This is a genomic window from Brassicibacter thermophilus, from assembly GCF_055378355.1.
In genome coordinates this window covers 1,224,699-1,249,398 of record NZ_AP042446.1, presented here as the reverse complement: position 1 = coordinate 1,249,398, position 24,700 = coordinate 1,224,699, and the positions used below count along the sequence as shown (strand labels likewise).

At 35.1% G+C, this 24,700-nt stretch carries 11 protein-coding genes, 14 tRNA genes and 3 rRNA genes; 4 read left to right on the top strand and 24 right to left on the bottom strand.

Features of this window, described 5'->3' with window-relative positions; genetic code table 11:
* Positions 1–246: 246 nt before the first annotated feature.
* Positions 247–780, top strand: coding sequence for a DUF4364 family protein (locus ACZ41D_RS05880; RefSeq protein WP_464152974.1), 534 nt, complete (start codon positions 247–249; stop codon positions 778–780).
* Between the two features lie 20 nt (positions 781–800).
* On the opposite strand, the gene ACZ41D_RS05875 is transcribed toward ACZ41D_RS05880, so the two are convergent.
* Both ACZ41D_RS05875 and ACZ41D_RS05870 read right to left on the bottom strand, forming a co-directional pair.
* A complete protein-coding gene (locus ACZ41D_RS05875) occupies positions 801–1,733 on the bottom strand; it encodes a YncE family protein (RefSeq protein ID WP_464152973.1) in 933 nt (310 codons plus the stop codon).
* A gap of 139 nt (positions 1,734–1,872) precedes the next feature.
* On the bottom strand, positions 1,873–6,390 hold the full coding sequence (locus tag ACZ41D_RS05870) for a hypothetical protein (protein WP_464152972.1): 4,518 nt from the start codon (positions 6,388–6,390) through the stop codon (positions 1,873–1,875).
* Here ACZ41D_RS05870 and ACZ41D_RS05865 point away from each other — a divergent pair.
* Positions 6,361–7,878 carry an isopeptide-forming domain-containing fimbrial protein gene (locus ACZ41D_RS05865; RefSeq protein WP_464152971.1) on the top strand — a complete coding sequence of 506 codons (1,518 nt, stop codon included), beginning with the start codon at positions 6,361–6,363 and terminating at the stop codon, positions 7,876–7,878. The genes ACZ41D_RS05870 and ACZ41D_RS05865 overlap by 30 nt on opposite strands.
* Here the strand turns inward: ACZ41D_RS05865 and ACZ41D_RS05860 are convergent.
* The 3 genes from ACZ41D_RS05860 to ACZ41D_RS05850 all read right to left on the bottom strand — a co-directional run bounded on the left by ACZ41D_RS05860 (position 7,870) and on the right by ACZ41D_RS05850 (position 12,096).
* Positions 7,870–10,347: an isopeptide-forming domain-containing fimbrial protein gene (locus ACZ41D_RS05860; RefSeq protein WP_464152970.1), complete on the bottom strand. Its 2,478-nt coding sequence runs from the start codon at positions 10,345–10,347 to the stop codon at positions 7,870–7,872. The genes ACZ41D_RS05865 and ACZ41D_RS05860 overlap by 9 nt on opposite strands.
* A gap of 93 nt (positions 10,348–10,440) precedes the next feature.
* On the bottom strand, positions 10,441–10,668 hold the full coding sequence (locus ACZ41D_RS05855; protein WP_464152969.1) for a hypothetical protein: 228 nt from the start codon (positions 10,666–10,668) through the stop codon (positions 10,441–10,443).
* Between the two features lie 132 nt (positions 10,669–10,800).
* Positions 10,801–12,096 carry a bifunctional folylpolyglutamate synthase/dihydrofolate synthase gene (locus ACZ41D_RS05850; RefSeq protein ID WP_464152968.1) on the bottom strand — a complete coding sequence of 432 codons (1,296 nt, stop codon included), beginning with the start codon at positions 12,094–12,096 and terminating at the stop codon, positions 10,801–10,803.
* 263 nt (positions 12,097–12,359) lie between these two features.
* Between ACZ41D_RS05850 and ACZ41D_RS05845 the strand changes: the two genes are divergently transcribed.
* Positions 12,360–12,719, top strand: coding sequence for a hypothetical protein (locus tag ACZ41D_RS05845; RefSeq protein WP_464152967.1), 360 nt, complete (start codon positions 12,360–12,362; stop codon positions 12,717–12,719).
* A 99-nt stretch (positions 12,720–12,818) separates the two neighbouring features.
* Here the strand turns inward: ACZ41D_RS05845 and ACZ41D_RS05840 are convergent.
* The 17 genes from ACZ41D_RS05840 to ACZ41D_RS05760 all read right to left on the bottom strand — a co-directional run bounded on the left by ACZ41D_RS05840 (position 12,819) and on the right by ACZ41D_RS05760 (position 18,943).
* A tRNA-Arg gene (locus ACZ41D_RS05840) sits at positions 12,819–12,895 on the bottom strand.
* A gap of 6 nt (positions 12,896–12,901) precedes the next feature.
* Positions 12,902–12,975: transfer RNA gene (locus ACZ41D_RS05835), tRNA-Cys, on the bottom strand.
* A 27-nt stretch (positions 12,976–13,002) separates the two neighbouring features.
* Positions 13,003–13,079 (bottom strand) — tRNA-His (locus tag ACZ41D_RS05830).
* A gap of 67 nt (positions 13,080–13,146) precedes the next feature.
* A tRNA-Gly gene (locus tag ACZ41D_RS05825) sits at positions 13,147–13,220 on the bottom strand.
* Between the two features lie 5 nt (positions 13,221–13,225).
* Positions 13,226–13,300 (bottom strand) — tRNA-Gly (locus ACZ41D_RS05820).
* A 14-nt stretch (positions 13,301–13,314) separates the two neighbouring features.
* Positions 13,315–13,400, bottom strand: a tRNA-Tyr gene (locus tag ACZ41D_RS05815).
* Between the two features lie 10 nt (positions 13,401–13,410).
* Positions 13,411–13,486, bottom strand: a tRNA-Thr gene (locus ACZ41D_RS05810).
* Between the two features lies 1 nt (position 13,487).
* Positions 13,488–13,564 (bottom strand) — tRNA-Asp (locus ACZ41D_RS05805).
* A 19-nt stretch (positions 13,565–13,583) separates the two neighbouring features.
* Positions 13,584–13,659 (bottom strand) — tRNA-Val (locus ACZ41D_RS05800).
* A 3-nt stretch (positions 13,660–13,662) separates the two neighbouring features.
* A tRNA-Glu gene (locus ACZ41D_RS05795) sits at positions 13,663–13,737 on the bottom strand.
* Between the two features lie 10 nt (positions 13,738–13,747).
* A tRNA-Met gene (locus tag ACZ41D_RS05790) sits at positions 13,748–13,824 on the bottom strand.
* 33 nt (positions 13,825–13,857) lie between these two features.
* Positions 13,858–13,947: transfer RNA gene (locus ACZ41D_RS05785), tRNA-Leu, on the bottom strand.
* A 7-nt stretch (positions 13,948–13,954) separates the two neighbouring features.
* Positions 13,955–14,029 (bottom strand) — tRNA-Asn (locus ACZ41D_RS05780).
* A 5-nt stretch (positions 14,030–14,034) separates the two neighbouring features.
* Positions 14,035–14,151: ribosomal RNA gene (rrf, locus tag ACZ41D_RS05775) — 5S ribosomal RNA — on the bottom strand.
* A 43-nt stretch (positions 14,152–14,194) separates the two neighbouring features.
* Positions 14,195–17,135: ribosomal RNA gene (locus ACZ41D_RS05770) — 23S ribosomal RNA — on the bottom strand.
* 109 nt (positions 17,136–17,244) lie between these two features.
* Positions 17,245–17,320 (bottom strand) — tRNA-Ala (locus ACZ41D_RS05765).
* Positions 17,321–17,412: 92 nt separating this feature from the next.
* Positions 17,413–18,943, bottom strand: a 16S ribosomal RNA gene (locus tag ACZ41D_RS05760).
* The 16S, 23S and 5S rRNA genes sit together here with 14 tRNA genes alongside, the layout of an rRNA operon.
* A gap of 263 nt (positions 18,944–19,206) precedes the next feature.
* Here ACZ41D_RS05760 and ACZ41D_RS05755 point away from each other — a divergent pair.
* Positions 19,207–20,304: an IS30 family transposase gene (locus tag ACZ41D_RS05755; RefSeq protein WP_464152400.1), complete on the top strand. Its 1,098-nt coding sequence runs from the start codon at positions 19,207–19,209 to the stop codon at positions 20,302–20,304.
* A 730-nt stretch (positions 20,305–21,034) separates the two neighbouring features.
* Here the strand turns inward: ACZ41D_RS05755 and ACZ41D_RS05750 are convergent.
* Both ACZ41D_RS05750 and ACZ41D_RS05745 read right to left on the bottom strand, forming a co-directional pair.
* A complete protein-coding gene (locus tag ACZ41D_RS05750) occupies positions 21,035–22,516 on the bottom strand; it encodes an ISLre2 family transposase (protein WP_464150702.1) in 1,482 nt (493 codons plus the stop codon).
* A gap of 482 nt (positions 22,517–22,998) precedes the next feature.
* Positions 22,999–24,480, bottom strand: a complete 1,482-nt coding sequence (locus ACZ41D_RS05745) for an ISLre2 family transposase (protein ID WP_464150702.1) — start codon at positions 24,478–24,480, stop codon at positions 22,999–23,001.
* Between the last annotated feature and the right edge of the window lie 220 nt (positions 24,481–24,700).

Genomic DNA, 24,700 nt, shown 5'->3' with positions numbered 1-24,700 from the left:
ATTTTGATACAGCCTTTATAAAATAATAAATTTATTAATTTATGCATTTAGAGATTAATTAGAAACTAAAAAATTCAATTTCTTAAATTTTTTCTTTACAACAATTATTTTATTTTTTAATTACAAAGAAGAGGTGTAGTATCTACACCTCTTCTTTGTAATATGGTATAATTTTATTATAATTTCATTATAATAGCCTAAATAGTAGCCTAAAAAGAATAGCATTATTATTAAGAAGGTGAAAAAATGTTTAATGAAAATACAAAAGAACTAGCTCAAAATAAACTTATAATATTATATATTATAGATATTGCAGATATTCCCATGGATAACTCTGGAATTACTCAATTTGTTTTAGAAAACAACTATATGAACTATTTTATGGTTCAGCAATATCTAAGTGAACTTATTTCTTCAAATTTTATTAAATTTTACAGTCAAAACGGTCATGAATATTATGAAATAACTCAAAAAGGAATTAAAACTTTAGATTACTTTAAGGATAGGATCCCAGAAAATATAAAAAAAGATATTGAGCAAAAATATAATATCAAACGAAATGAAATGATTAAAGAAACTCAAATCATTGGTAATTATTATAGAAAAAATAAATCAGAATACATTGTCACTCTTAAAGTAATAGAAAAAGATATAACTTTATTTAACTTGTCATTAAATGTAGTATCAAATAAACAAGCAAAAATGATATGTGAAACATGGAAAAATAATCCTCAAGAAATATATGAAAAGGTACTTAATTTGCTCATTAACAACAAATAATTTATTATGAATAAAGTTTTTTAGACAATTATTAAACCATTTGGATCTTTACCCACTTTTAATATTTTTATTATTTTCCCTTGATTTGAGTCAAAAATAGAAACAGTATCATTAAGTCCATTTGTTATATATAAATAACCAAAATCATCTTTTATAATGTTATTAGGCATTCCTCCTAAATAATATTTATCCACAACTTTTGACTCATTTAAATCAATTTTATATAAATAGCCATTTTCAGCATTTGTTACAAACAATATATCTTTTTTTTCAATTATAACTAAATCTATTATGACACCCTCTATTTCTACGATCTTTTGAATTGTAGTTGTATCTAAATTTAATAGCGCTATTTTACTATTAGTACCATTAGCTGATGATAATATATATATATTACCATTTTGATAGTAAAGGTGTAATGGATTACAATTGAGTTTTATTCTATCTATTTTCGTACTTTTTAAGTCTATGATATTAATGCTATGTCCATTGTTATTAGCTACATAAACCTTTGCATTAGATGTATCTACTTCTATCCCATGAGGTTTTTCATCTACAGGTATATTTTCAATTAAATCAAATTTATCTTCATCAACAACAGATATCGAATTTGAATCACTATTTGTTATATACATATTTCCATTACATATTTTAAGGTGGCTAGGAAAACAACCAACAAGCACCATGTTTTCTAATATTTTACTTTTTAGATCGATTTTAAAAATACTATTATTATATGAATTTATTGAATATATTTTACCTTTATTTTTGTTATAAACTATTTCATGTGGACCCATACATGGAATATTAGCATTTTCCGAACTATTCATAAATTCTCTTAATAACTCAGATAAATATATATTTTCTATTTTAAATCCGTCTTTTAGATCTATAATAGATAAAGAATCACCTTCAGCATTTGCAACAATAAGTTTTCCATCAATATTTATCACATTTATCACCTCGATAACCTTTTAGCCTACTTATATAACAGTTTATGCAAATTAATTACCTTAGGTGAATAAATGCATTAAGAAATAATATTAAATGTGTCAGATTGTATAATATAATCTGACACATTTAAATCAACCATTACTCTAACCAATCTTCAAAGATACATTGATTATAATCTTCACAAATAGGTGGTATATCACAGTAGTCAAATACAGGCATAAAAAGCTGAACTCTTAAAGCCACTGAAATTTTATTAAATACACCAACTGTTATTGTGTTATTTTCTTTATCTACTCGTAAAAGTTCACTTAAAGTGTCAAGAATTACTCTAAACTTAATCTCATCTCTAGTATCTGGCATATATAGTACAACGTCTATATTGTAAACAGGTAGTGTCCTATGTTTTGTAATTGTATTACCTTCGCTATCCCTAAAAATTATTTTATAAGGAACAGATACGTCGAAGGTTACTCTTTTGAAATTAGTTCTATCTTTTATACTTTCAATCTTTAACGTACCGGGAATTATATTCCCATTATCAAAACTAATACTATCATAATAAAAACTATCAGGGGTATTTAATGGTATATTTTCAAAACAAACACGATTTTGACATTGTGAATATACCTTGTCAGCTATAATGCATTCATTTTTGATAGTATTAATAAATTTTGCATTTATTCTACATCTATCTTCAAATGTTTCAGATGACTTAAATAATCCATAAGCTTCTACAATTCTAGCATAGCCAGTAGATACATCTTTCATATCTTCTGTTGATACTCTATATTTATATACTAATGTTTCAGGTCCTTCTATTTCAGATATATTATGAAATGTAACCATATTATTATTAACCACTGGAATTATTGGGTTCCCATCTAAAGTAGCATCTTCAAAAGTGAAAACATTGCTAAAAATACTTACTAAATTAAAATCATAAACCTTAATATTTTCTAATACATTGACAATTATAGTGTATTCAACATCATAGCTATTACTATAAACAAATGTCTTATATTTTAAGCTTATATTTACTGCTCCAAATAATATATCAGTACTTATTGTTTTAGAAGTGCTTGCTGACGCAGTTATATTAAATGTATCTATTGTACCAGGTGCAATATCTTTTGGTGTGTAATATCTTAATTCGATTAATCTGCTATCTCCCTGTAATAAATCCTTAAGTTGATTTGGAGTATCTGAATAAGGTGTATTCTTGCTTACTGAAGTAACAAATACATTGTCAATATAAATGTCATAATCAACAATTAATGGGTCAATAGACAGCATATACGAAGTTGGTTGAGAAGATTCACTTAATAATTCATAACCAACTTTACCTGCACATCCTCCTACTCCATATGAAATAGCTTCTGTATCGGATTCTCTGTTTTCAGGTACTGGTAAAAAGCTAAATGGTGGTCCTAGCAAATCTATTTCCACTGTATTTGATGGTATATTGCCAAAGTAATTTGGATTTGCTAAGGTTACTCTAAATTTCCCATAAGATATATTTTCAATAGTTTTTTCTTCAGTAGATATTATCTCTAATGAAATTACTGCTTCTGCAGTTTCTCCTGGCAATAGAGTTGGTATATTCCATGTGATGAAATTATTTGGCAATTCAGTTATGGTTCCTTTATCTACACTAATTGTTTGAATAAAGTCTAACTCTAAAGGTAAATCATCAGTTATTTTTACATCATAAACAGTATTAAGACCTGTATTAGTTACAGTTAGTTTATATTCAATTATATCCTCTGTAAAACCTTCTATGCCTAAATCAGTAAATAATTCACCTTGAGTTACATTTCTTTGTAATTTTTCTATACCTATTAAGCTATCTGTTACTATTATATCATCTGTTGAATTTACTGGTGTAGCAGGTATATCTGGAGCAAGCCCCCAATTTCCTTGAGCATTATTAGTTTGAACTTCTACTAATGTTATATTGTCTGGATTTGCTGATATAACCTTAGTTTCAAATGTATATACAAAGACTAAGTCTTCTTCTCCAGCCTGAGCAAATGGGACAGATGGAAAAGCAATAGATTGACCATTTACTTGTGCTATTACAGGATTTCCATTTAAAGTTGCATTATCGTTATATTGTTGACCTATTGGAATTACATCAGTAAACTGCCCATTATATATTACAGTTCCTTTAGGAATTGTAAATTCAACTGTATAAGTTATAATATCTCCTATTACCGCATACGTAATATCACTTGTTTTGGATATTCTTATATTTGGATATCTTTGTATTACTTCATTTGATGATATTGGTCCTAAAGTTATAGGAGTTACAGTATTAGTATCATAAATACCATTAGCTATATTGTTGTTAGTTCCTCCTGCTGATATTCCTCCTTTAACTCTTACCCTAATTATTAAGGTTTCTATACTTCCAGCTAACAATGTATCTATAGTCCATATAACTGTATTTGTCCCTAAATCATAATTTGCATTTCCCAAAGACACTGATTCGATACTAACAAATTCTTCGAATTGACCTAGATCATCTGTTATTAAAATATTATATGCACTTGCTAATCCAAAGTTATGAGCAACAATCTTAAATTCAAGTACGTCTCCAGCATCTACATTTATTACATCTGTTGTATAACCAGTATCTTTTGTAACATTTCTTTGTGACTTAGCTATAAACACATTTGGACTGTTTACAGTTACATCTTTAGATGCATTTTGTGGAGTACCTTCAGTACCTAAAGGATCAGTTTCATAATTAACTTCTACATTATTAGTTTGAATCTCTGTATATGGAGCTTCTAACTCTCCTGTTACTACCCTTGCTTTAAATGAAAATACTACAGTTTTTTCTCCACTAGTAGCATCTATCTCTATTGGTGCAAATGTTACTATTTGGCCTGAAATGCTTGGAAAAGTTTGAACACCATCGATGGCAGCTTCTCCAACATATATTTGACCTGCTGGTAATGTGTCTACAACTGCTACATTATATGCTATTGTTCCATTTGGAACAGTTACATCTATAAAGTATTCTATTATTTGCCCTATTTCTACCGTCTCTAAATCTACCCTTTTATTGACGGATAAAGGTGGTAATATAAGCTGTACTTCATTACTATCTATTGGTCCATATTGCAAGTTAGGTGTTGTATTATTTACATCATAAGTTGTTGTAAGACTATTAGGAATAATTCCTTCTGTTCCTATTCCTTGGATAACTCTATAGGCAACTATTGCAGTAACTGTGTCAGATGCAGCTATTTCTGTTATTGATATTTTTATCGTATTTCCTGTTTGCAGAAAAACACCTGTTGCTGGTATTGAAACTGGGCCTACCGTTTGTATAAATTGGTCTAATACATCTTCTATGACTACATTGTATATTGAATTTGCACTATTGTTAGTGACCTCGTATCTATAATAAATGATATCTCCAACTGCAGCATTGATTGGCAATATTGTAAATGCTCCACCTTCTGTAAAGTTTCTTTGAGCTTTTTCTGTTAAAGGAATTGTATTTGTTACATAGATATCTACAGAGTCACTTTGCGGAGTTCCAGGGTCAGCCCCAGATTGCTCATTCCAATATATAGTGCTCGTGTTGGTTTGAATATCCTCAGGAGTATTAACAATAGAATCTATAGTAGCTTCAAAGAAATATCTAATTGTAATTTCTTCTAATGATGCATCTATATCCGTTGGATTTTCAAATATTAGCTCTGGTAGTATCTGAATTGGATTTATCTGCACTAGAGGATCTGCATTCACTTGTTTATATAAAGAGCCAACTACATAGCTTTGAGTAGCTGGTAGTAAATCTTTCACCTGAACATCATAAACAATCCCGCCCTCTGGTATAGTAAATTCAACTGTATATTCAACTATATCTCCAACAAGATGCGCTTGTTTGTTTACAGATTTAGTGATAATAGGTAATGTTAAATTTAGTGTAACTTGATTAGAAAGTGAAGGTCCTAATGTAATAGAGTCAGGTGTATCTGATGATTCATATTCTGTTGAACTTTGATTAACTATAGTATCTCCAGGTGAAAATCCTACATTTACTTCTACTGCAAATATCAAGGTCAAGGAAGCTCCAACTGCTAATGAATCTGGCGGATTTAACTCCCAACGTACTTGACCTCCGGGTCCTACTGGTGTAGTTATTACTCCTGGTGGAATACTAACTAAACTATTAAATGTAAATGCTAAATCTAAATCATCAATGGTAACTATACTATAGGCTGTATTTTCTCCATCATTAGTAATAGTTATCTCATACTCTATAATGTCTCCAACATCAACGTTAGTTAATGCCAATTTTGTAAATGCTCCACCTTTGGTAGCATTTCTTTGTCTTTTTTCAGCGATTATATGAGGTACATTAACATCTATATCTTTTGAAGCAGAGTTTGTTTGTTGTGGTCCTAAAGGTGTAACATCCCAAAGGACATTTGTTACATTTGTTTGAATCTCTGTATATGGATCATTTGTAGTTCCACCGGTCACTATTGCATCAAAAGTATATACTTGATTGTATGGTCCTTCTCTAAAAGCTGCACCATCAGTAAAAGTCAATTCATTTTCATTAACTACTACAACTCCTGGTGCCCAACTACCTGGTACATAACTTTGATTTGCAGGAAGTATGTTGATAGTCAACAGAATGATGTTACTGTTAGTTGGGATATAGATGCTATGGGAACACCAGCTATTCCTGTTAGTACTTCGGAAAACTTGTTAGTAAAGGTTCCATATTTAACAGGAGTTAAAGAGCAAAGAAATGTTACTAGAAATAATAATTTTACCACTGCAGTAAGGCAATATGATGTAGGAGATATTATAGAATACAGAATAACTCTTAGAAATATTGGGGAAATATCAGCCTTTGATATAGAATTAACAGATACATTAGATCCACTACTTTCCTTTGTACCAGGTTCTATTCAGACAACATTAGGTACTGCTTCAGAAACTGGAGGAACAATTACTTGGAATATTGATTCTATTGTAGAACAAGGAACTGCAGTTTTAACATTTAGAGTTGAAACACTTCCTGGAGTCCCTGCAAATGTAACAATACCTAATCTAGGAACATTTACTTATAATTCAAATAACAACGGATTTGGGATAGGTTTTGGTCCAACTAATACAAATACGGTACAAATTAGGTCACAAACCTTAATTATAGAAAAAGGAGCTTCAATTTTAGAAGGAGAAATCGGAGATGATATAACTTATACTATTACTGTAACAGTGCCAGAGGGAGTAATAGCATATACTCCACAGGTTATAGATACACTTCCAAATGGTCAAACTTATCAAATTGGAAGTGCAACATTAGAACAACCTCCAAATTCTCCAGTACCTGTAGTTCCAAATGTAGCTAGTCAGACTTTAACATTTCCTCAACTGGCAGACGTAGATGCCACTTCAGGAGAGAAAAAGATAATTTACACATTTACTGCAAGAATAACATCAGCTAATACAAACTCACCATACACTCAACAACAGACTAATGAAGCGAATGTAATATGGGCAATAGAGCCAGGAGGCGCTCTTGTAAGAGATGAAACAGTTGATTTAACTATAACTGCCACTACTCCTCATATCGATATTTTAAAGGAACAAAGAAACTTTACTAGAGGACAGAGCTATACTACAAGTAGTATTGAGGCACTTCCAGGAGAAACAGTGTATTATAGATTTACAGCAGCGTCAAATGGAGCATCTCCAGCATACCAGTTTGACTTAGAAGATGTGTTAGATAGTAATATAAGCTATGTATCAGTTGTATCTCAGACACATGGTTCAGTTTCAGTGGTTGGTAATGTTTTAAATTGGGAAATAGCACAACTTAATGATGGTGATGTGGCAGTACTTGAGATTTCAGCTATAATAAATAATGGAGTTGGAGCAGGAGATATACTACCTAATACTTCTTCAGTAACATATGATTCAAATGATGTAAATCCAGACCAATATATTGCAAATTCAAATACAGTATTTATTACTATACCACAAGTAAGTATAGAAAAAGATTCTTCAACTGATATTGCTGCAATTGGAGATACCATAACTTATGAAATAACAATAGATATTCCAGCAGGAGTTAGGGCCTACAATATAGTTATAAAAGATTTATGGTGAAGATGTTTCTCCATCAACAACTCTTACGTCAAATGAATAAGTAAGAGTTTCAGCATCAACTGTAGCATCTACAAATGGTATTGTTGGAAATGTCACTGTACCGCCTACAACCGTTGGAATTACAGGCATCGCATTTATTGTAGCATTGCCTACATAATCTTGTGTTAAATCTGGAAAAGTATCCACAACATCAATATTATATGCTGTTGTACCTATAGGTACTGTAACTTGAATAATATAACTTGCTATATCTCCAATTTTAACTGTGTCAGGTGATATTAATTTATCAATAACAATAGCTTCTGCTTTCAATGTTGTACTGTCCATAAAAGGTCCTTCCGGAAATTGATATGACCTATCAGGTTGAGAATATGGACTTTGAAGTATTGCAGTATTAGTAAAGCTCTCCCCTGCAACAATATCAGAATCCACCTCTACTTCAAATGTAAAAGTAAGACTTTCATCTGGAGCAAGCTTCTTAATAGTCATTGACACATTTTGACCTACAAAAGATGGAGGGTCATATGTTCCAGTTCCAATGATATTATAATTTCCATTATAGGTTAAACCATTAGGAATAACATCAGTTAAATCCATTTCAAAGGCATCTGTCACATTACCTTCATCATTTTGAGGGTTAGAAATAGTTATAGAGTAAGTATAAACTTCTCCTGCCTTTATAGCATTTACATCTGGTCCAGAAACAGTTTTTTCAAACTCAATGTTTGGTTTACCAAACTCTACTAAAACTTGACTTCTATCACTATAACCTATATCCTGCGTATTTTCTCCAGAAAGTTTTCCAAGATTATTTCTGCTTCCAACAAAATCTACATTGGCAACAGGTACATCAAATGTTATTGTAAAGTCACCACTTTCAGTAATTGTGCCTAGCGACCATCTTAGTCCATTAGGAGAAATTGTTACAACTGGAGGAACAATAGCTATACTTCCTCCAAAAGACACTGGTAAAGTATCTGTTAATGGTCCCATTTGGTCTGGTGCAAATTCATCTATTTGTATATTTTTTTGTGCTGCTTCTATACCAATTGCATCATAAGTTATTTTAAATCTCACTAGATCCCCTGGTGCAGCAACATTAAAAGGCTTTGGAGTGCCATCTTTGTAAAAATACCCTAAAATTTCTTTAGTTATACTAGGCTGTCTAATACTTGTACTAGCACTAGAACTATCAGGTGTAGTTCCAAAAGGAGTAGTGCCATCTATACTTACATCATTAGTCAATGTATCTCCTGAACTTACAGGATCTGAAGGAACAAAATCCATGTCCACTGTTGTGCTAAATGTTATAGTAGCCTCTGTTCCTATACTTTGAGTTCCTAAATTCCAAGTTAAAGTTGTTGTTCCATCAACATTAACAACTATAGAATCTGGAGTTATAGACGCTGAGCCAGGATTATAGGTTTCACCATTTCCAATAGTATCAACTATGGTAAAGCTATCTACATCATCATACTGATTTATTCTATAAACTAATGTGTAATTATTAACAACTCCAACATCAGTTTGGTTACTTGCTACTGACTTATCTATTGTTGCATCCATTGCTCTAGTTATTGTTTCTCTCTCTACTGGTCCTGAAGCTCCATTGAGTGTTGCTAGATTTAGTAGTTGAGTATTATGTGGTATCCTATCTCCACTGTTTTCTATACAGTTTTCAGTATAATTATCCCATATTGCAGCATCAAAAGTTATAGTATTTGAAGAAGTGGGGGACAATGTTACAGAACCCCAATCGATGGTTACAAAGTCTTGACAACCTATACCTGGAGAAGGAGTTATAATATTAGGAGAAGATAATTGAGCACTATCTGGTCCAGATACTTGTAGATTGCCTAAATACCTTACTCCATTAGGTAGATTATCTATTAAGGTTACAATTGTTGGCTCTCTTGAATTGTTTAGAACTGTTAAAGTATAGGTATAAACCCATCTTGGTGAATTGGGTGTTCCTGCTCCTTTAGGAATTTTATTTGGAGCACTTTTTATTAGGTCATATCTTAGGGGTATAAACTCAGTTTGTATATCCTTAGTTATTTTAACATTTCCTATATCATCATTACCTCTAGGCAATGTATCTACAGTTGCAGAAATATCAACGTCTGTTAGTGGAACATCAAATGAAACAGGTAGTCCAGTTTCTCTAAATGTATCATCAGCCATAAGTGTTACACTAAAGCTATAGGTTTCATTTGGTGCTAAATCTTTTATATTTAACCAATTAATTGTTATTGTATTGTCTGGATTAATTACAACCAAATCTGGGTCGATGGATGCAGAAACAAAGGACGTTCCATCTGGAATAGTAATGGTTGTAGTTAAATTATAAGCTGTATCTGTTAGATTAGTATTAGAAAAATTAACATCAAAACTTGCTGCATTTCCAACTACTGCTTTTATCGGATTCGGATTTGATGATATATTAAAATCACTTGGGTTAATAGCCACGTATAATCACCTCCATAAAAAAACTTACTATAGTTTATGATTACTATTTTATGAATGTGATTAAACATTTAAAAATAGGTGCTAGTTTACTAACTAGCACCTATCAGTTAAATTTTTTTCATAGAAAAATTTTTCATCAATTTTCAGCTTTCTTCTTTTAATTTCAATAATTATACTATTCAATATTACTGACTGTTTTTTATATTCCTCATCATTCAATCTATCAAATACATTATGTAGTCTATTTATTTCACAATACATTCTTTTTAATAGTTCTTCATTACTTAAGTTTTTAAATGGATTAATTTTACATACATTCACAGCTATCCTCCTTATCGAATAAACGTTTTTAGTAAATTACAAATAGAACTATTATATAACTTTTTCACACATTCATCTTTCTCTGTAACTATTAACATATATATAGTTTATTCAATAAGGAAAAAATAATAACTATTTTTTATTAACTATTTTTCTTACGTCTCCAATTAAATACAATGAACCACTGAATAATATAACATCATTCTTATCTGCTACTTCATATGCTTTGTTTACTGCTTTAACAATATCTTTTTCGATATAATAATTTGAATTATATTTTGCCACCTTTTCAGCTAATTCTTCAGCTTTCATAGCCCTATAAATATTAGGTTCAGTTACTATTACTTTATCAGCTAATGGAACAAGCTGTGATACCATATTATCTACATCTTTATCTTTTAATATTCCAATTCCTAATACTATTTTTCTGTTTTTAAAAATATTATTAATGGTCTTTTTTAATACCATTATACCTTGAAGATTGTGAGCACCATCAATTAAAAAAATGGGATCCCTTTTTAAGAGCTCTAATCTCCCATGCCACCTTGCCTTAAGTAAACCATTTCTTATGCTATTATCTTTTAACTTTATAGTATCGTTTTTTCTCAATTCTAATAAGGTTGTTACTGCAGTAGCAGCATTAAATATTTGATGTTCACCGATAATATTTATTTTTAGATTATCAAAATAACAGTTTTGATATTTAAAACTAAAAATACTACCATATTCAGAAATCTCTTTAATTATTATGTTTTTTGTTGGAACATAAATTAACTTAGCATTTTTAGATTTAGCAACTTCATTAATTACTTGTTCTGCACCTTTTTCTTGTGGATAACTAATAACTAAACAATCATGTTTTATTATACCCGCTTTTTCCCAGGCAATTTTCTCTATTGTATCCCCCAAAATATCAGTATGATCCATAGATATTGTAGTTATTACTGATGCTAACGGCTTTTCTATTACATTTGTAGAGTCATATCTACCTCCTAACCCAACTTCCAAAACCAAATAATCTATTGCTTCTTCTTTATAATATTGAAAAGCAATAGCCGTTACTATTTCAAATTCCGTAGGGTGATTATACCCTTGATTTACCATTTCTTCGACCTTATTTTTAACTTTTGCAGTTACATCAGCTAATCTATGGTCAGGTATATCTTCATTATTTATTTTTATCCTTTCATTAAATCTTTCAAGATAAGGAGAAGTATAGAGTCCTACTTTATATCCTTCTTCTTTTAAAATATTTTCAATAAAAGATGCAGTAGAGCCTTTACCATTTGTTCCAGCAATATGAATTACTTTTAATCCTTTATGAGGGTCACCAAGTAGTTTTAACAACATTTTAATATTCTCTAAACCTAATTTTGATCCAAATTTTTTTGTCCCATGAATATATTCCAAAGCTTCATTATAATTCATACTCTCACTCCCATATTTATGATATCATCATTGATACTAGTATTCATATTGTATAATTAATTTTGCTACAAGACAAGATAAATATAGCTTACATAAAATCTCTACATTTTAATCATATTGCTTTAGAAAATAAATTTTTATAGCTGTTTTAATTTTAAATTAATTCAATGAATATATCAACTTCCAATTTAAAAATATCTAGTTTTTTAATGCTTACAAGTGATATAATATAAATATCAATAATGAAAAAAGGAGGACGTCTAATGTATGCCTTGTTCCTAATATTAAATGATCTAAGCAAGTTAAATGACATTCATGAGATTTTTTACGAAGTTGGAGTAGGTGCAACTACTTTTGACAGCATAGGTATGGGAAAAGTTTTATTAGAACATAACGAGAATGTACCTATATTTGCAAGTATTAGAAGACTCATAGAAGGAAATAGACCATATAATAAAACCATCATAAGTGTAATAAGAGATGAACAAAAATTGAAAAAAGTAATAACACGCATTAATAATAAACTTGACAATATGAAAAATCAAGGTATTGGATTTATGTTTGTAGTTCCCGTACTAGAATGTTATGGCTATAAAGTTGAAGAAAAAAATAGTAATAATTAATTGTACATAATAAAAGATATGTATCATACATATAAAATACATATAAAAATGCAAGGTCGGAATTAATCATCAACCTTGCATTTTTATATGTATTAAAGTTGGTGTGCCTAGAGGGACTTGAACCCCCAACCTTCTGATTCGTAGTCAGACACTCTATCCAGTTGAGCTATAGGCACTTAAAATGGAGGCGGCACCCAGATTCGAACTGAGGATAAAGGATTTGCAGTCCTCTGCCTTACCACTTGGCCATGCCGCCATATATCATTTACTATTAAAAAATAATTGGGGTGGATAAAGGGATTCGAACCCTTGGCCTCCAGAGCCACAATCTGGCGCTCTAACCAACTGAGCTATACCCACCATGATGTAAAATAATAAAGTTAAATAAAATCTATAGACAAAAATCTATAGACTATCAAAACTATAATGGAGCGGGTGAAGGGAATCGAACCCTCGCAACCAGCTTGGAAGGCTGGGGCTCTACCACTGAGCTACACCCGCAAATATGGAGCGGAAGACGAGATTCGAACTCGCGACCCTCGCCTTGGCAAGGCGATGCTCTACCACTGAGCCACTTCCGCATGTTATATACAAATGGTGGAGGGGACTGGATTCGAACCAGTGAAGGCTGTGCCAACGGATTTACAGTCCGTCCCCTTTGGCCAACTCGGGAACCCCTCCTTAAATAAAATGGAGCTGGTGAGAGGACTTGAACCCCCAACCTACTGATTACAAGTCAGTTGCTCTACCAATTGAGCTACACCAGCATGGCGACCTGGAAGAGACTCGAACTCTCGACCTCCAGCGTGACAGGCTGGCATTCTAACCATCTGAACTACCAGGCCGCATCATATTCTTTTTTTATGGTGGGCGCAACAGGGCTCGAACCTATGACCCCCTGCTTGTAAGGCAGGTGCTCTCCCAGCTGAGCTATGCGCCCATATGGTGACCCTACCGGGAATCGAACCCGGGTTACCGCCGTGAAAGGGCGATGTCTTAACCGCTTGACCATAGGGCCATGTTTTATATGGTTGCGGGGACTGGATTTGAACCAGCGACCTCCGGGTTATGAGCCCGACGAGCTACCAGACTGCTCCACCCCGCGATGTACATTTAATTAATATAATACTTATTTTATTGGTGCCGGGGACCGGAATCGAACCGGTACGATCTTTTAGGGATCGCAGGATTTTAAGTCCTGTGCGTCTGCCAGTTCCGCCACCCCGGCACTTTATTGGCTCCTGGGGTGGGACTCGAACCCACAACCTACCGGTTAACAGCCGGTTGCTCCACCATTGAGCTACCCAGGAATGTCATCCGGCAACGACCTACTCTCCCAGGACGTCTCCGTCCAAGTACCATCAGCGCTGAGAGGCTTAACTTCTGTGTTCGGTATGGGAACAGGTGTGACCCTCTCGCTATCGTCACCGGATATTTTTAAGGCTTGCGCCTTCAAAACTGCACAGTGAATTTTCCTGGTCAAGTCCTCGACCTATTAGTATCACTAAGCTAAAGATATCACTATCCTTACACCTGTGACCTATCAACCAGGTAGTCTACCTGGGGTCTTACTCTTTAAAAAGATGGGAAATCTTATCTTGAGGGTGGCTTCGCGCTTAGATGCCTTCAGCGCTTATCCTTTCCAGACTTAGCTACTCAGCCATGCTCCTGGCGGAACAACTGATACACCAGTGGTCTGTCCATCCCGGTCCTCTCGTACTAGGGACAGCTCCTCTCAAATTTCCTACGCCCACGACGGATAGGGACCGAACTGTCTCACGACGTTCTGAACCCAGCTCGCGTGCCTCTTTAATGGGCGAACAGCCCAACCCTTGGGACCTACTCCAGCCCCAGGATGAGACGAGCCGACATCGAGGTGCCAAACCTCCCCGTCGATGTGGACTCTTGGGGGAGATAAGCCTGTTATCCCCGGGGTAGCTTTTATCCGTTGAGCGATGGCCCTTCCACTCGGTGCCACCGGATCACTAAGTCCAACTTTCGTTCCTGCTCGAGATGTATCTCTCGCAGTCAAGCTCCCTTCTGCCTTTACACTCTACGCACGATTTCCGACCGTGCTGAGGGAACCTTTGAGCGCCTCCGTTACTCTTTAGGAGGCGACCGCCCCAGTCAAACTGCCCAACTGACAGTGTCCCAAGACCGGTTTCACGGCCTCTGGTTAGAATTTCGGCATCATAAGAGTGGTATCCCAAGGTCGACTCCACCGAAGCTGGCGCCCCGGCTTCTAAGTCTCCCACCTATCCTGTACATACGATACCAAAATCCAATGTCAGCCTGCAGTAAAGCTCCACGGGGTCTTTCCGTCCTGTCGCGGGTAACTCGCATCTTCACGAGTACTACAATTTCACCGGATCCCTTGTTGAGACAGTGCCCAAATCGTTACACCTTTCGTGCGGGTCGGAACTTACCCGACAAGGAATTTCGCTACCTTAGGACCGTTATAGTTACGGCCGCCGTTTACTGGGGCTTAAGTTCACACCTTCGCTTTCGCTAAGCGTTCCCCTTAACCTTCCAGCACCGGGCAGGTGTCAGCCCCTATACATCGTCTTTCGACTTAGCAGAGACCTATGTTTTTGGTAAACAGTCGCTTGGGCCTCTTCACTGCGGCTAAATAAGGCTTCATACAGCTAGTGTATTAACCTCTTTTAGCACCCCTTATCCCGAAGTTACGGGGTCATTTTGCCGAGTTCCTTAACAAGGGTTCTTCCGCTCATCTTAGGATTCTCTCCTCGCCTACCTGTGTCGGTTTGCGGTACGGGTACCTGCTCGCTCGATAGAGGCTTTTCTCGACAGTGTGGAATCAGTTAGTTCGCTACTTATTTTTCGCTCCCCATCACCTCTTAGGATTACTTCTACGGATTTGCCTATAGAAGCTCCCTACTGGCTTAGACACACTCAACCAACGGTGTGCATAACCTATCCTCCTGTGTCACCCCATTTCTCAAACGCTTACAGGTAGTACAGGAATCTCAACCTGTTGTCCATCGCCTACGCCATTCGGCCTCGGCTTAGGTCCCGACTAACCCTGAGAGGACGAGCCTTCCTCAGGAAACCTTAGGCTTTCGATGGGTAGGATTCTCACCTACCTTTCGCTACTCATGCCAGCATTCTCTCTTCTGTATAGTCCACCATTCCTTACGGTATAGCTTCAGTCCATACAGAATGCTCCTCTACCGATACATACGTATCCCACAGCTTCGGTGACAGGTTTGAGCCCCGGAAATTTTCGGCGCAAGACCACTCGACCAGTGAGCTATTACGCACTCTTTAAATGAATGGCTGCTTCTAAGCCAACATCCTGGTTGTCTGTGTAGTCTTACATCCTTTTCCACTTAACCTGTACTTAGGGACCTTAGCTGGTGATCTGGGCTGTTTCCCTTTTGACTACGAAACTTATCTCACGTAGTCTGACTCCCAAGAAACATGACTGTGGCATTCGGAGTTTGATAGGTTTTGGTAGCGTATGAACGCCCCTAGACCATTCAGTGCTCTACCTCCACGTCACTATTACTTGAGGCTAGCCCTAAAGCTATTTCGAGGAGAACCAGCTATATCCGGGTTCGATTGGAATTTCACCGCTACCCACAGGTCATCCGATAGCTTTTAAACGCTAAACGGTTCGAGCCTCCACGAAATTTTACTTCCGCTTCACTCTGCCCATGGGTAGGTCACCCGGTTTCGGGTCTACGACATGCAACTAAAACGCCCTATTAAGACTCGGTTTCCCTACGGCTCCATTGCATAGCAACTTAACCTTGCTGCATATCGTAACTCGCTGGCCCGTTCTACAAAAAGTACGCGGTCGTACGTAAAAAGTACTTCCACTGCTTGTAAACATAGGGTTTCAGGTTCTATTTCACTCCCCTCCCGGGGTTCTTTTCACCTTTCCCTCACGGTACTACTTCGCTATCGGTCACCAGGTAGTATTTAGCCTTGGGGGGTGGTCCCCCCAGCTTCCCACAGGGTTTCACGTGTCCCGTGGTACTCTGGAATACAGCTAGAAATCATATCGTTTAACTTACAGGACTTTCACCTTCTATGGTGGTACTTTCCAGAACTCTTCAGCTACGATAATCCTTCTTTTATGCTGCATCCACAACCCCAGTAAAGGAAACCTCTACTGGTTTGGGCTCTTCCCCGTTCGCTCGCCGCTACTTAGGGAATCGATTTTTCTTTCTCTTCCTCGGGGTACTTAGATGTTTCAGTTCCCCCGGTGTCCCCTCAACTACCTATGTATTCAGTAGTTGATACCTAGAGTTTGCTCTAGGTGGGTTTCCCCATTCGGAAATCCCCGGATCAAAGCCTACTTGCGGCTACCCGAGGCATATCGGTGCTTATCCCGTCCTTCATCGGCTCCTGGTGCCAAGGCATCCACCCTATGCTCTTAATAACTTGACCAGAAATTGTAGTACTTAGTTACTCTTAGTAGTTACCAGCAATTAAATTGCTAGTATCTATCCATGTATCTAGTACTTACTATATTCACTGTGCAATTTTCAAGGTGCAATGGTGGAGATGAGGAGATTCGAACTCCTGACCCCCTGCTTGCAAGGCAGGTGCTCTCCCAACTGAGCTACACCCCCACGAAATGATTGCCCAATCCTATTTTATTGGACACTCAAAACAAAACAGTACAGAACCCTAAAATAGTCTAAATTAAAGTGTTACTCCTTAGAAAGGAGGTGATCCAGCCGCACCTTCCGATACGGCTACCTTGTTACGACTTCACCCCAGTCATCGGTCCTACCTTCGACAGCTGCCCCCAAAAGGTTAGCTCACTGGCTTCGGGTATTACCAACTCCCATGGTGTGACGGGCGGTGTGTACAAGGCCCGGGAACGCATTCACCGCGACATGCTGATTCGCGATTACTAGCAACTCCGACTTCATGTGGGCGAGTTGCAGCCCACAATCCGAACTGGGACCGGCTTATTGGGATTCGCTCACTCTTACGAGCTCGCAGCCCGTTGTACCGGCCATTGTAGCACGTGTGTAGCCCAGGACATAAAGGGCATGATGATTTGACGTCATCCCCACCTTCCTCCGGTTTGTCACCGGCAGTCTCTCTAGAGTGCCCAGCATTACCTGATGGCAACTAAAGACAAGGGTTGCGCTCGTTGCGGGACTTAACCCAACATCTCACGACACGAGCTGACGACAACCATGCACCACCTGTCACCTCAGTCCCCGAAGGGAAAGTCCTATCTCTAGGACGGTCCGAGGGATGTCAAGCCCTGGTAAGGTTCTTCGCGTTGCGTCGAATTAAACCACATGCTCCGCTGCTTGTGCGGGCCCCCGTCAATTCCTTTGAGTTTCAGTCTTGCGACCGTACTCCCCAGGCGGAGTGCTTATTGTGTTAACTGCGGCACTGAAGGATGTCTCCCCCAACACCTAGCACTCATCGTTTACGGCGTGGACTACCAGGGTATCTAATCCTGTTCGCTCCCCACGCTTTCGTGCCTCAGCGTCAGTTACAGTCCAGAGAGTCGCCTTCGCCACTGGTATTCTTCCTAATATCTACGCATTTCACCGCTACACTAGGAATTCCACTCTCCTCTCCTGCACTCAAGTTATGCAGTTTCAAATGCTTACCTCGGTTAAGCCGAGGGCTTTCACATCTGACTTACATGACCGCCTACGCACCCTTTACGCCCAGTAATTCCGGACAACGCTCGCCCCCTACGTATTACCGCGGCTGCTGGCACGTAGTTAGCCGGGGCTTCCTCCTAAGGTACCGTCATTATCTTCCCTTAGGACAGAGCTTTACGACCCGAAGGCCTTCATCGCTCACGCGGCGTCGCTGCATCAGGGTTTCCCCCATTGTGCAATATTCCCCACTGCTGCCTCCCGTAGGAGTCTGGACCGTGTCTCAGTTCCAGTGTGGCCGTTCACCCTCTCAGGCCGGCTACCCATCGTCGCCTTGGTGAGCCGTTACCTCACCAACTAGCTAATGGGACGCGGGACCATCCTATACCGCTAACACTTTGACTCACATACCATGCGGTATTAGAGTTTCATGGGGTATTAATCCCGGTTTCCCGAGGCTATCCCCCAGTATAGGGCAGGTTTCCCACGCGTTACTCACCCGTCCGCCACTAAGCTTTAACTATTCCATCCGAAGACTTCCTAATTAAAGCTTCGTTCGACTTGCATGTGTTAGGCACGCCGCCAGCGTTTGTCCTGAGCCAGGATCAAACTCTCGCATTAAAAAATTTTATCTAAAAGCCTAAGCTTTTACTCTTCAGAATTAACAGGTTCTGTACTGTTTAGTTTTCAATGTTCAATTTTAGCGACTTTTTTAATATACCATACTTTCTTTTTCTTGTCAAGCACTTTTTATCTTTTTCTTTAAATTATTTTCATCGGTTCATTGTAAAATTAAATGCAACAGGTAAAAAATATAGAACCATAGTGAGAAATCCTGTATGATATAGTTATCCAAACTAAAAAAAATATAGGGAGGTCTCACTATGGTTCAATCTAATTGTACCACGAAAAGACGCTCTTTTAAACACCTAAATGTATATGAGAGAGGAAAAATTGCAGCTCTTTTAGCGGAAGGAAAGAGCCTTCGATATATTGCAAGACAACTTGGTCGTAATGCTAGCACCATTAGTAGAGAAATAAAAAGAGGGACTGTAACTCAACTTAAGTACGATTTATCGACTTATGAAGCCTATTTTCCTGAAGCAGGCCAGGCAGTATATGAAAAACGCCGTAAAAACTGTGGTGCTAAATGCAAGCTTTCACATGCCAAGGAATTTATTGAGTTTGCTGAAAAAAAGATGTTAGCAGAAAAGAAGTGGTCTCCAGATAGCATCGTAGGGTATTGCAAAAGAGATCCTAAATGGAAGGAAAAACCGATGGTTTGCACAAAAACTCTATATAATTACATAGACAGAGGATTTCTTAAAGTACGCAATATTGATTTACAACTCAAACCTAGATTAAAACCTAAAAATAAAAACAACTCCAAAAAACATAAACGAATTATGGGCAAAAGTATAGATTTAAGACCAAAAGAAGTAGAAACTCGTAAAGAGTTTGGACACTGGGAAATCGATACTGTTGTCGGTAAACGTTCGAATGACGCAGTACTTTTAACATTAACCGAGAGGAAAACAAGATATGAATTGATATTTTTACTAGATTTAAAGAACAGTCAAGCTGTTCGTAACGTATTTGTAGAGCTTAAAAACCGATATGGTGCTTTATTCTCTAAGATATTTCGTAGTGTAACCGCTGACAATGGCTCAGAATTTAGTGAATTATCCAGTATTTTAGAGAAGTATAAAAGTGAAGCCTACTTTGCTCATCCCTATTCATCATGGGAAAGAGCAAGCAATGAGAGACAAAATGGTATAATCAGACGTTTTATTCCGAAAGGAAAAACAATAAAAAGAATACCTTTATCATTCATCCAGAGTATCGAAGACTGGATGAATGAATATCCGAGGAAGATATTGGATTATAAAACGCCAAAAGAATGTTTTTATGAAGAACTATTGAGGTTATGTAAGAATAGTAATGAATTCAAGGACAAGCATTTGCTGTCGTCTATCGTTTGAGATTTAGCAAATAAATGTAGCTAAGAAACAAAAGACAGGAGTGCCTTAGTAAATGATCTTATATCGTTAAGGCCTTTCGGCTAGTATGCCAAAAGGCCTAAAGCCAATTATATCATTTCGATACGTTGTCAAGGTCGGGTAGTATTTTCTCGCATATGCTCGAAAATCTCCACCCTTCCCTTGACAACAAAATAAAGTAATATCGACCTAAAATTATAAAACTATAAGAGTTTGGATATCTATAACATACTTCTTCTCACAAAGTGTTGCATTTAATATTGCAATTTAAAAATTATTTTCATCTTTTCTTGTGAACTCATCGTGCCGACTCTTAAAACTATACCAGTTTTTTATCCTTTTGTCAACACATTTTTACAATAAAGATACTGTCAAGTAAAAGTTGGCAAAATTATTATTTTTAAATTTAATCATCCAATTTTGCTGTTTTAATTATGTTTTTATGCCCGATAGGGCAAGAGTATTCTATTTATACTTTCTACAATTTTAAAAATAAATTTACATATACTTTACAATGATTTCAAAATTGTTATTCTATAATACTAGACTTATGATTATAGAATAACAATAAGTCTGAGAGCCCTATTTTTAGGTCTAATTCTATTTATTCATCAGTATTAATGCTCTATTATGTTGTATTTTTTTAGGCTTATATTAGAGCATAGGTATCGTATGTTAGCTTATTCTTTTAAGTTATATAATATATTAGATATTAAAAACTTAGGTTCATTTGACTTGCACATTTGCAACCTAACATGTCCTTTATGGCTTTTCTTCCGTTAGTTACTGAACATTGACTAAATGGCATGCTTGCTCTTTTGTGTTTGTATATCTTGCTTTTCTTTGGCTTTTTATTTACTTCTGCTGCTGTTAATCCTACTTTTTCTATTATTTCTTCAAGCTTTTCTTCTTTTATTTCTTTGTTCAGTAGTGATTTTATTGTTGTTGCTAATTCTTTGCTTGCTTTTTCTGCTAGTATCTTGGCTAAGTTACTGGCTCCTTGTATTGACCAACTTGTTTTATTCCCTTTCATCCTTTGTGCTAATATATCACATATGCTATGTTCCATTGTTCCTAGATTTCTATATTTAATTCCTTCTGGTGGTTGCGGCATATTTATGTCTGGGCGAAGTTTGTAGAGCACTATCCCTTCTTTGTTGTTTACTAGGTAATTATATAGTGCCTGTAATTTCTTCATTTTCTTTTGATTATCATTGTTTTCTATCATTAGTTTTGTTATCATTTCTAATCCTTCTTCTATGTTACCATTGCTTAGTTTCTTTATTATTTCTTTTGCCTTTTTCTTATCTTCTATGTTCTTAAGTACTGCTTGATTTCTATGAAATGGATCTAATTGAAAGTGTGAATTGTCTTCTTTTATAACTTCTTTTATCCAGTTTGCTCCATCTCCATTTACTATTTTTGTTTCTATTTCGTCAGTATTATATTGTTTCGCTATTTTGGCTTGTCTTAGTTTTCTAAATTCTTTACTACTTCCAAAGCTTGCATATGCTTTTTTGTTCTTTAGTACATATCTATCTTTTTTCTCATGCTTCTTCTCCCAGCCTTCATAAAAAATTCCTAATTTTAGTTCTTTTTTCTCTTTTCCCTTAGTCTTTTTATCTTTACCTTGGATATTTATCCACACTCCATCCATTTCTTCAAACAATATTTTTGTTTCTTTTTTGCCTTGTAATTTTTCTTCGTTGTTTAATTTTATTTCGTGTTTTTCTTTTTGTTTTAGTTGTTCTCCTAAGTTTTGTATTATGTTCCAAGCTGCTGAATGACTTATACTTTGGTTTGTCATTTCTGTTATTTTATTTGCTGTTTTTCTATATGATTCATCTGTTGCTAGATCTACTATTTTTTCTACTAGATTTGTAGATATATGTCCTATGGTTTCCATTTTTAAGTATTCATCTAAAAGGCATTTGTAACCTCTTTTACCCTCTTGTGTAGTATATTGATATATTCTACGTTTATATTCAATTTCGCCCATTATTGTTTTTATGGTAGTTTTCTTTAATCCTTTATTTCTATATTCTTCTTTATCTCTTTCTTTCATTAATTTATTATCTAATTTTTCTAATAGCTCTACGAGCATTTCACATGCCTGTCGGCATACAAGCTTATATATAATTTTCTCTAAGTTCTTGAAATTAATTTCTTTTTCATCTAAACTTATATTATACATGTAATCATCCCTTTTATAGTTTTCTTATTAATTACTATTATATTGGATGATTCATATATGTTAAAGGTGCTTTCGGGCATCTTTTTCATTTTTGTTGTTTTTGCCTACTAAAATTATACTCTAAGATATATTGAGATACTGTCAAGTAAAAGTTGGCAAAATTATTATTTTTAAATTTAATCATCCAATTTTGCTGTTTTAATTATGTTTTTATGCCCGATAGGGCAAGAGTATTCTATTTATACTTTCTACAATTTTAAAAATAAATTTACATATACTTTACAATGATTTCAAAATTGTTATTCTATAATACTAGACTTATGATTATAGAATAACAATAAGTCTGAGAGCCCTATTTTTAGGTCTAATTCTATTTATTCATCAGTATTAATGCTCTATTATGTTGTATTTTTTTAGGCTTATATTAGAGCATAGGTATCGTATGTTAGCTTATTCTTTTAAGTTATATAATATATTAGATATTAAAAACTTAGGTTCATTTGACTTGCACATTTGCAACCTAACATGTCCTTTATGGCTTTTCTTCCGTTAGTTACTGAACATTGACTAAATGGCATGCTTGCTCTTTTGTGTTTGTATATCTTGCTTTTCTTTGGCTTTTTATTTACTTCTGCTGCTGTTAATCCTACTTTTTCTATTATTTCTTCAAGCTTTTCTTCTTTTATTTCTTTGTTCAGTAGTGATTTTATTGTTGTTGCTAATTCTTTGCTTGCTTTTTCTGCTAGTATCTTGGCTAAGTTACTGGCTCCTTGTATTGACCAACTTGTTTTATTCCCTTTCATCCTTTGTGCTAATATATCACATATGCTATGTTCCATTGTTCCTAGATTTCTATATTTAATTCCTTCTGGTGGTTGCGGCATATTTATGTCTGGGCGAAGTTTGTAGAGCACTATCCCTTCTTTGTTGTTTACTAGGTAATTATATAGTGCCTGTAATTTCTTCATTTTCTTTTGATTATCATTGTTTTCTATCATTAGTTTTGTTATCATTTCTAATCCTTCTTCTATGTTACCATTGCTTAGTTTCTTTATTATTTCTTTTGCCTTTTTCTTATCTTCTATGTTCTTAAGTACTGCTTGATTTCTATGAAATGGATCTAATTGAAAGTGTGAATTGTCTTCTTTTATAACTTCTTTTATCCAGTTTGCTCCATCTCCATTTACTATTTTTGTTTCTATTTCGTCAGTATTATATTGTTTCGCTATTTTGGCTTGTCTTAGTTTTCTAAATTCTTTACTACTTCCAAAGCTTGCATATGCTTTTTTGTTCTTTAGTACATATCTATCTTTTTTCTCATGCTTCTTCTCCCAGCCTTCATAAAAAATTCCTAATTTTAGTTCTTTTTTCTCTTTTCCCTTAGTCTTTTTATCTTTACCTTGGATATTTATCCACACTCCATCCATTTCTTCAAACAATATTTTTGTTTCTTTTTTGCCTTGTAATTTTTCTTCGTTGTTTAATTTTATTTCGTGTTTTTCTTTTTGTTTTAGTTGTTCTCCTAAGTTTTGTATTATGTTCCAAGCTGCTGAATGACTTATACTTTGGTTTGTCATTTCTGTTATTTTATTTGCTGTTTTTCTATATGATTCATCTGTTGCTAGATCTACTATTTTTTCTACTAGATTTGTAGATATATGTCCTATGGTTTCCATTTTTAAGTATTCATCTAAAAGGCATTTGTAACCTCTTTTACCCTCTTGTGTAGTATATTGATATATTCTACGTTTATATTCAATTTCGCCCATTATTGTTTTTATGGTAGTTTTCTTTAATCCTTTATTTCTATATTCTTCTTTATCTCTTTCTTTCATTAATTTATTATCTAATTTTTCTAATAGCTCTACGAGCATTTCACATGCCTGTCGGCATACAAGCTTATATATAATTTTCTCTAAGTTCTTGAAATTAATTTCTTTTTCATCTAAACTTATATTATACATGTAATCATCCCTTTTATAGTTTTCTTATTAATTACTATTATATTGGATGATTCATATATGTTAAAGGTGCTTTCGGGCATCTTTTTCATTTTTGTTGTTTTTGCCTACTAAAATTATACTCTAAGTACAATAAATTTTATTTTTTTATTGTATTTTTATATAAAAATATACCATTATCGTTCAATTAACTTTATTTACATAATAATCTTATTTCTCCAAT

Coding starts and splice junctions, on each gene's coding strand:
- ACZ41D_RS05845 (WP_464152967.1), top strand. CDS start 12,360: ATGTATGCCTTGTTCCTAATATTAAATGATCTAAGCAAGTTAAATGAC.
- ACZ41D_RS05750 (WP_464150702.1), bottom strand. CDS start 22,516: ATGTATAATATAAGTTTAGATGAAAAAGAAATTAATTTCAAGAACTTA.
- ACZ41D_RS05745 (WP_464150702.1), bottom strand. CDS start 24,480: ATGTATAATATAAGTTTAGATGAAAAAGAAATTAATTTCAAGAACTTA.
- ACZ41D_RS05850 (WP_464152968.1), bottom strand. CDS start 12,096: ATGAATTATAATGAAGCTTTGGAATATATTCATGGGACAAAAAAATTT.
- ACZ41D_RS05755 (WP_464152400.1), top strand. CDS start 19,207: ATGGTTCAATCTAATTGTACCACGAAAAGACGCTCTTTTAAACACCTA.
- ACZ41D_RS05880 (WP_464152974.1), top strand. CDS start 247: ATGTTTAATGAAAATACAAAAGAACTAGCTCAAAATAAACTTATAATA.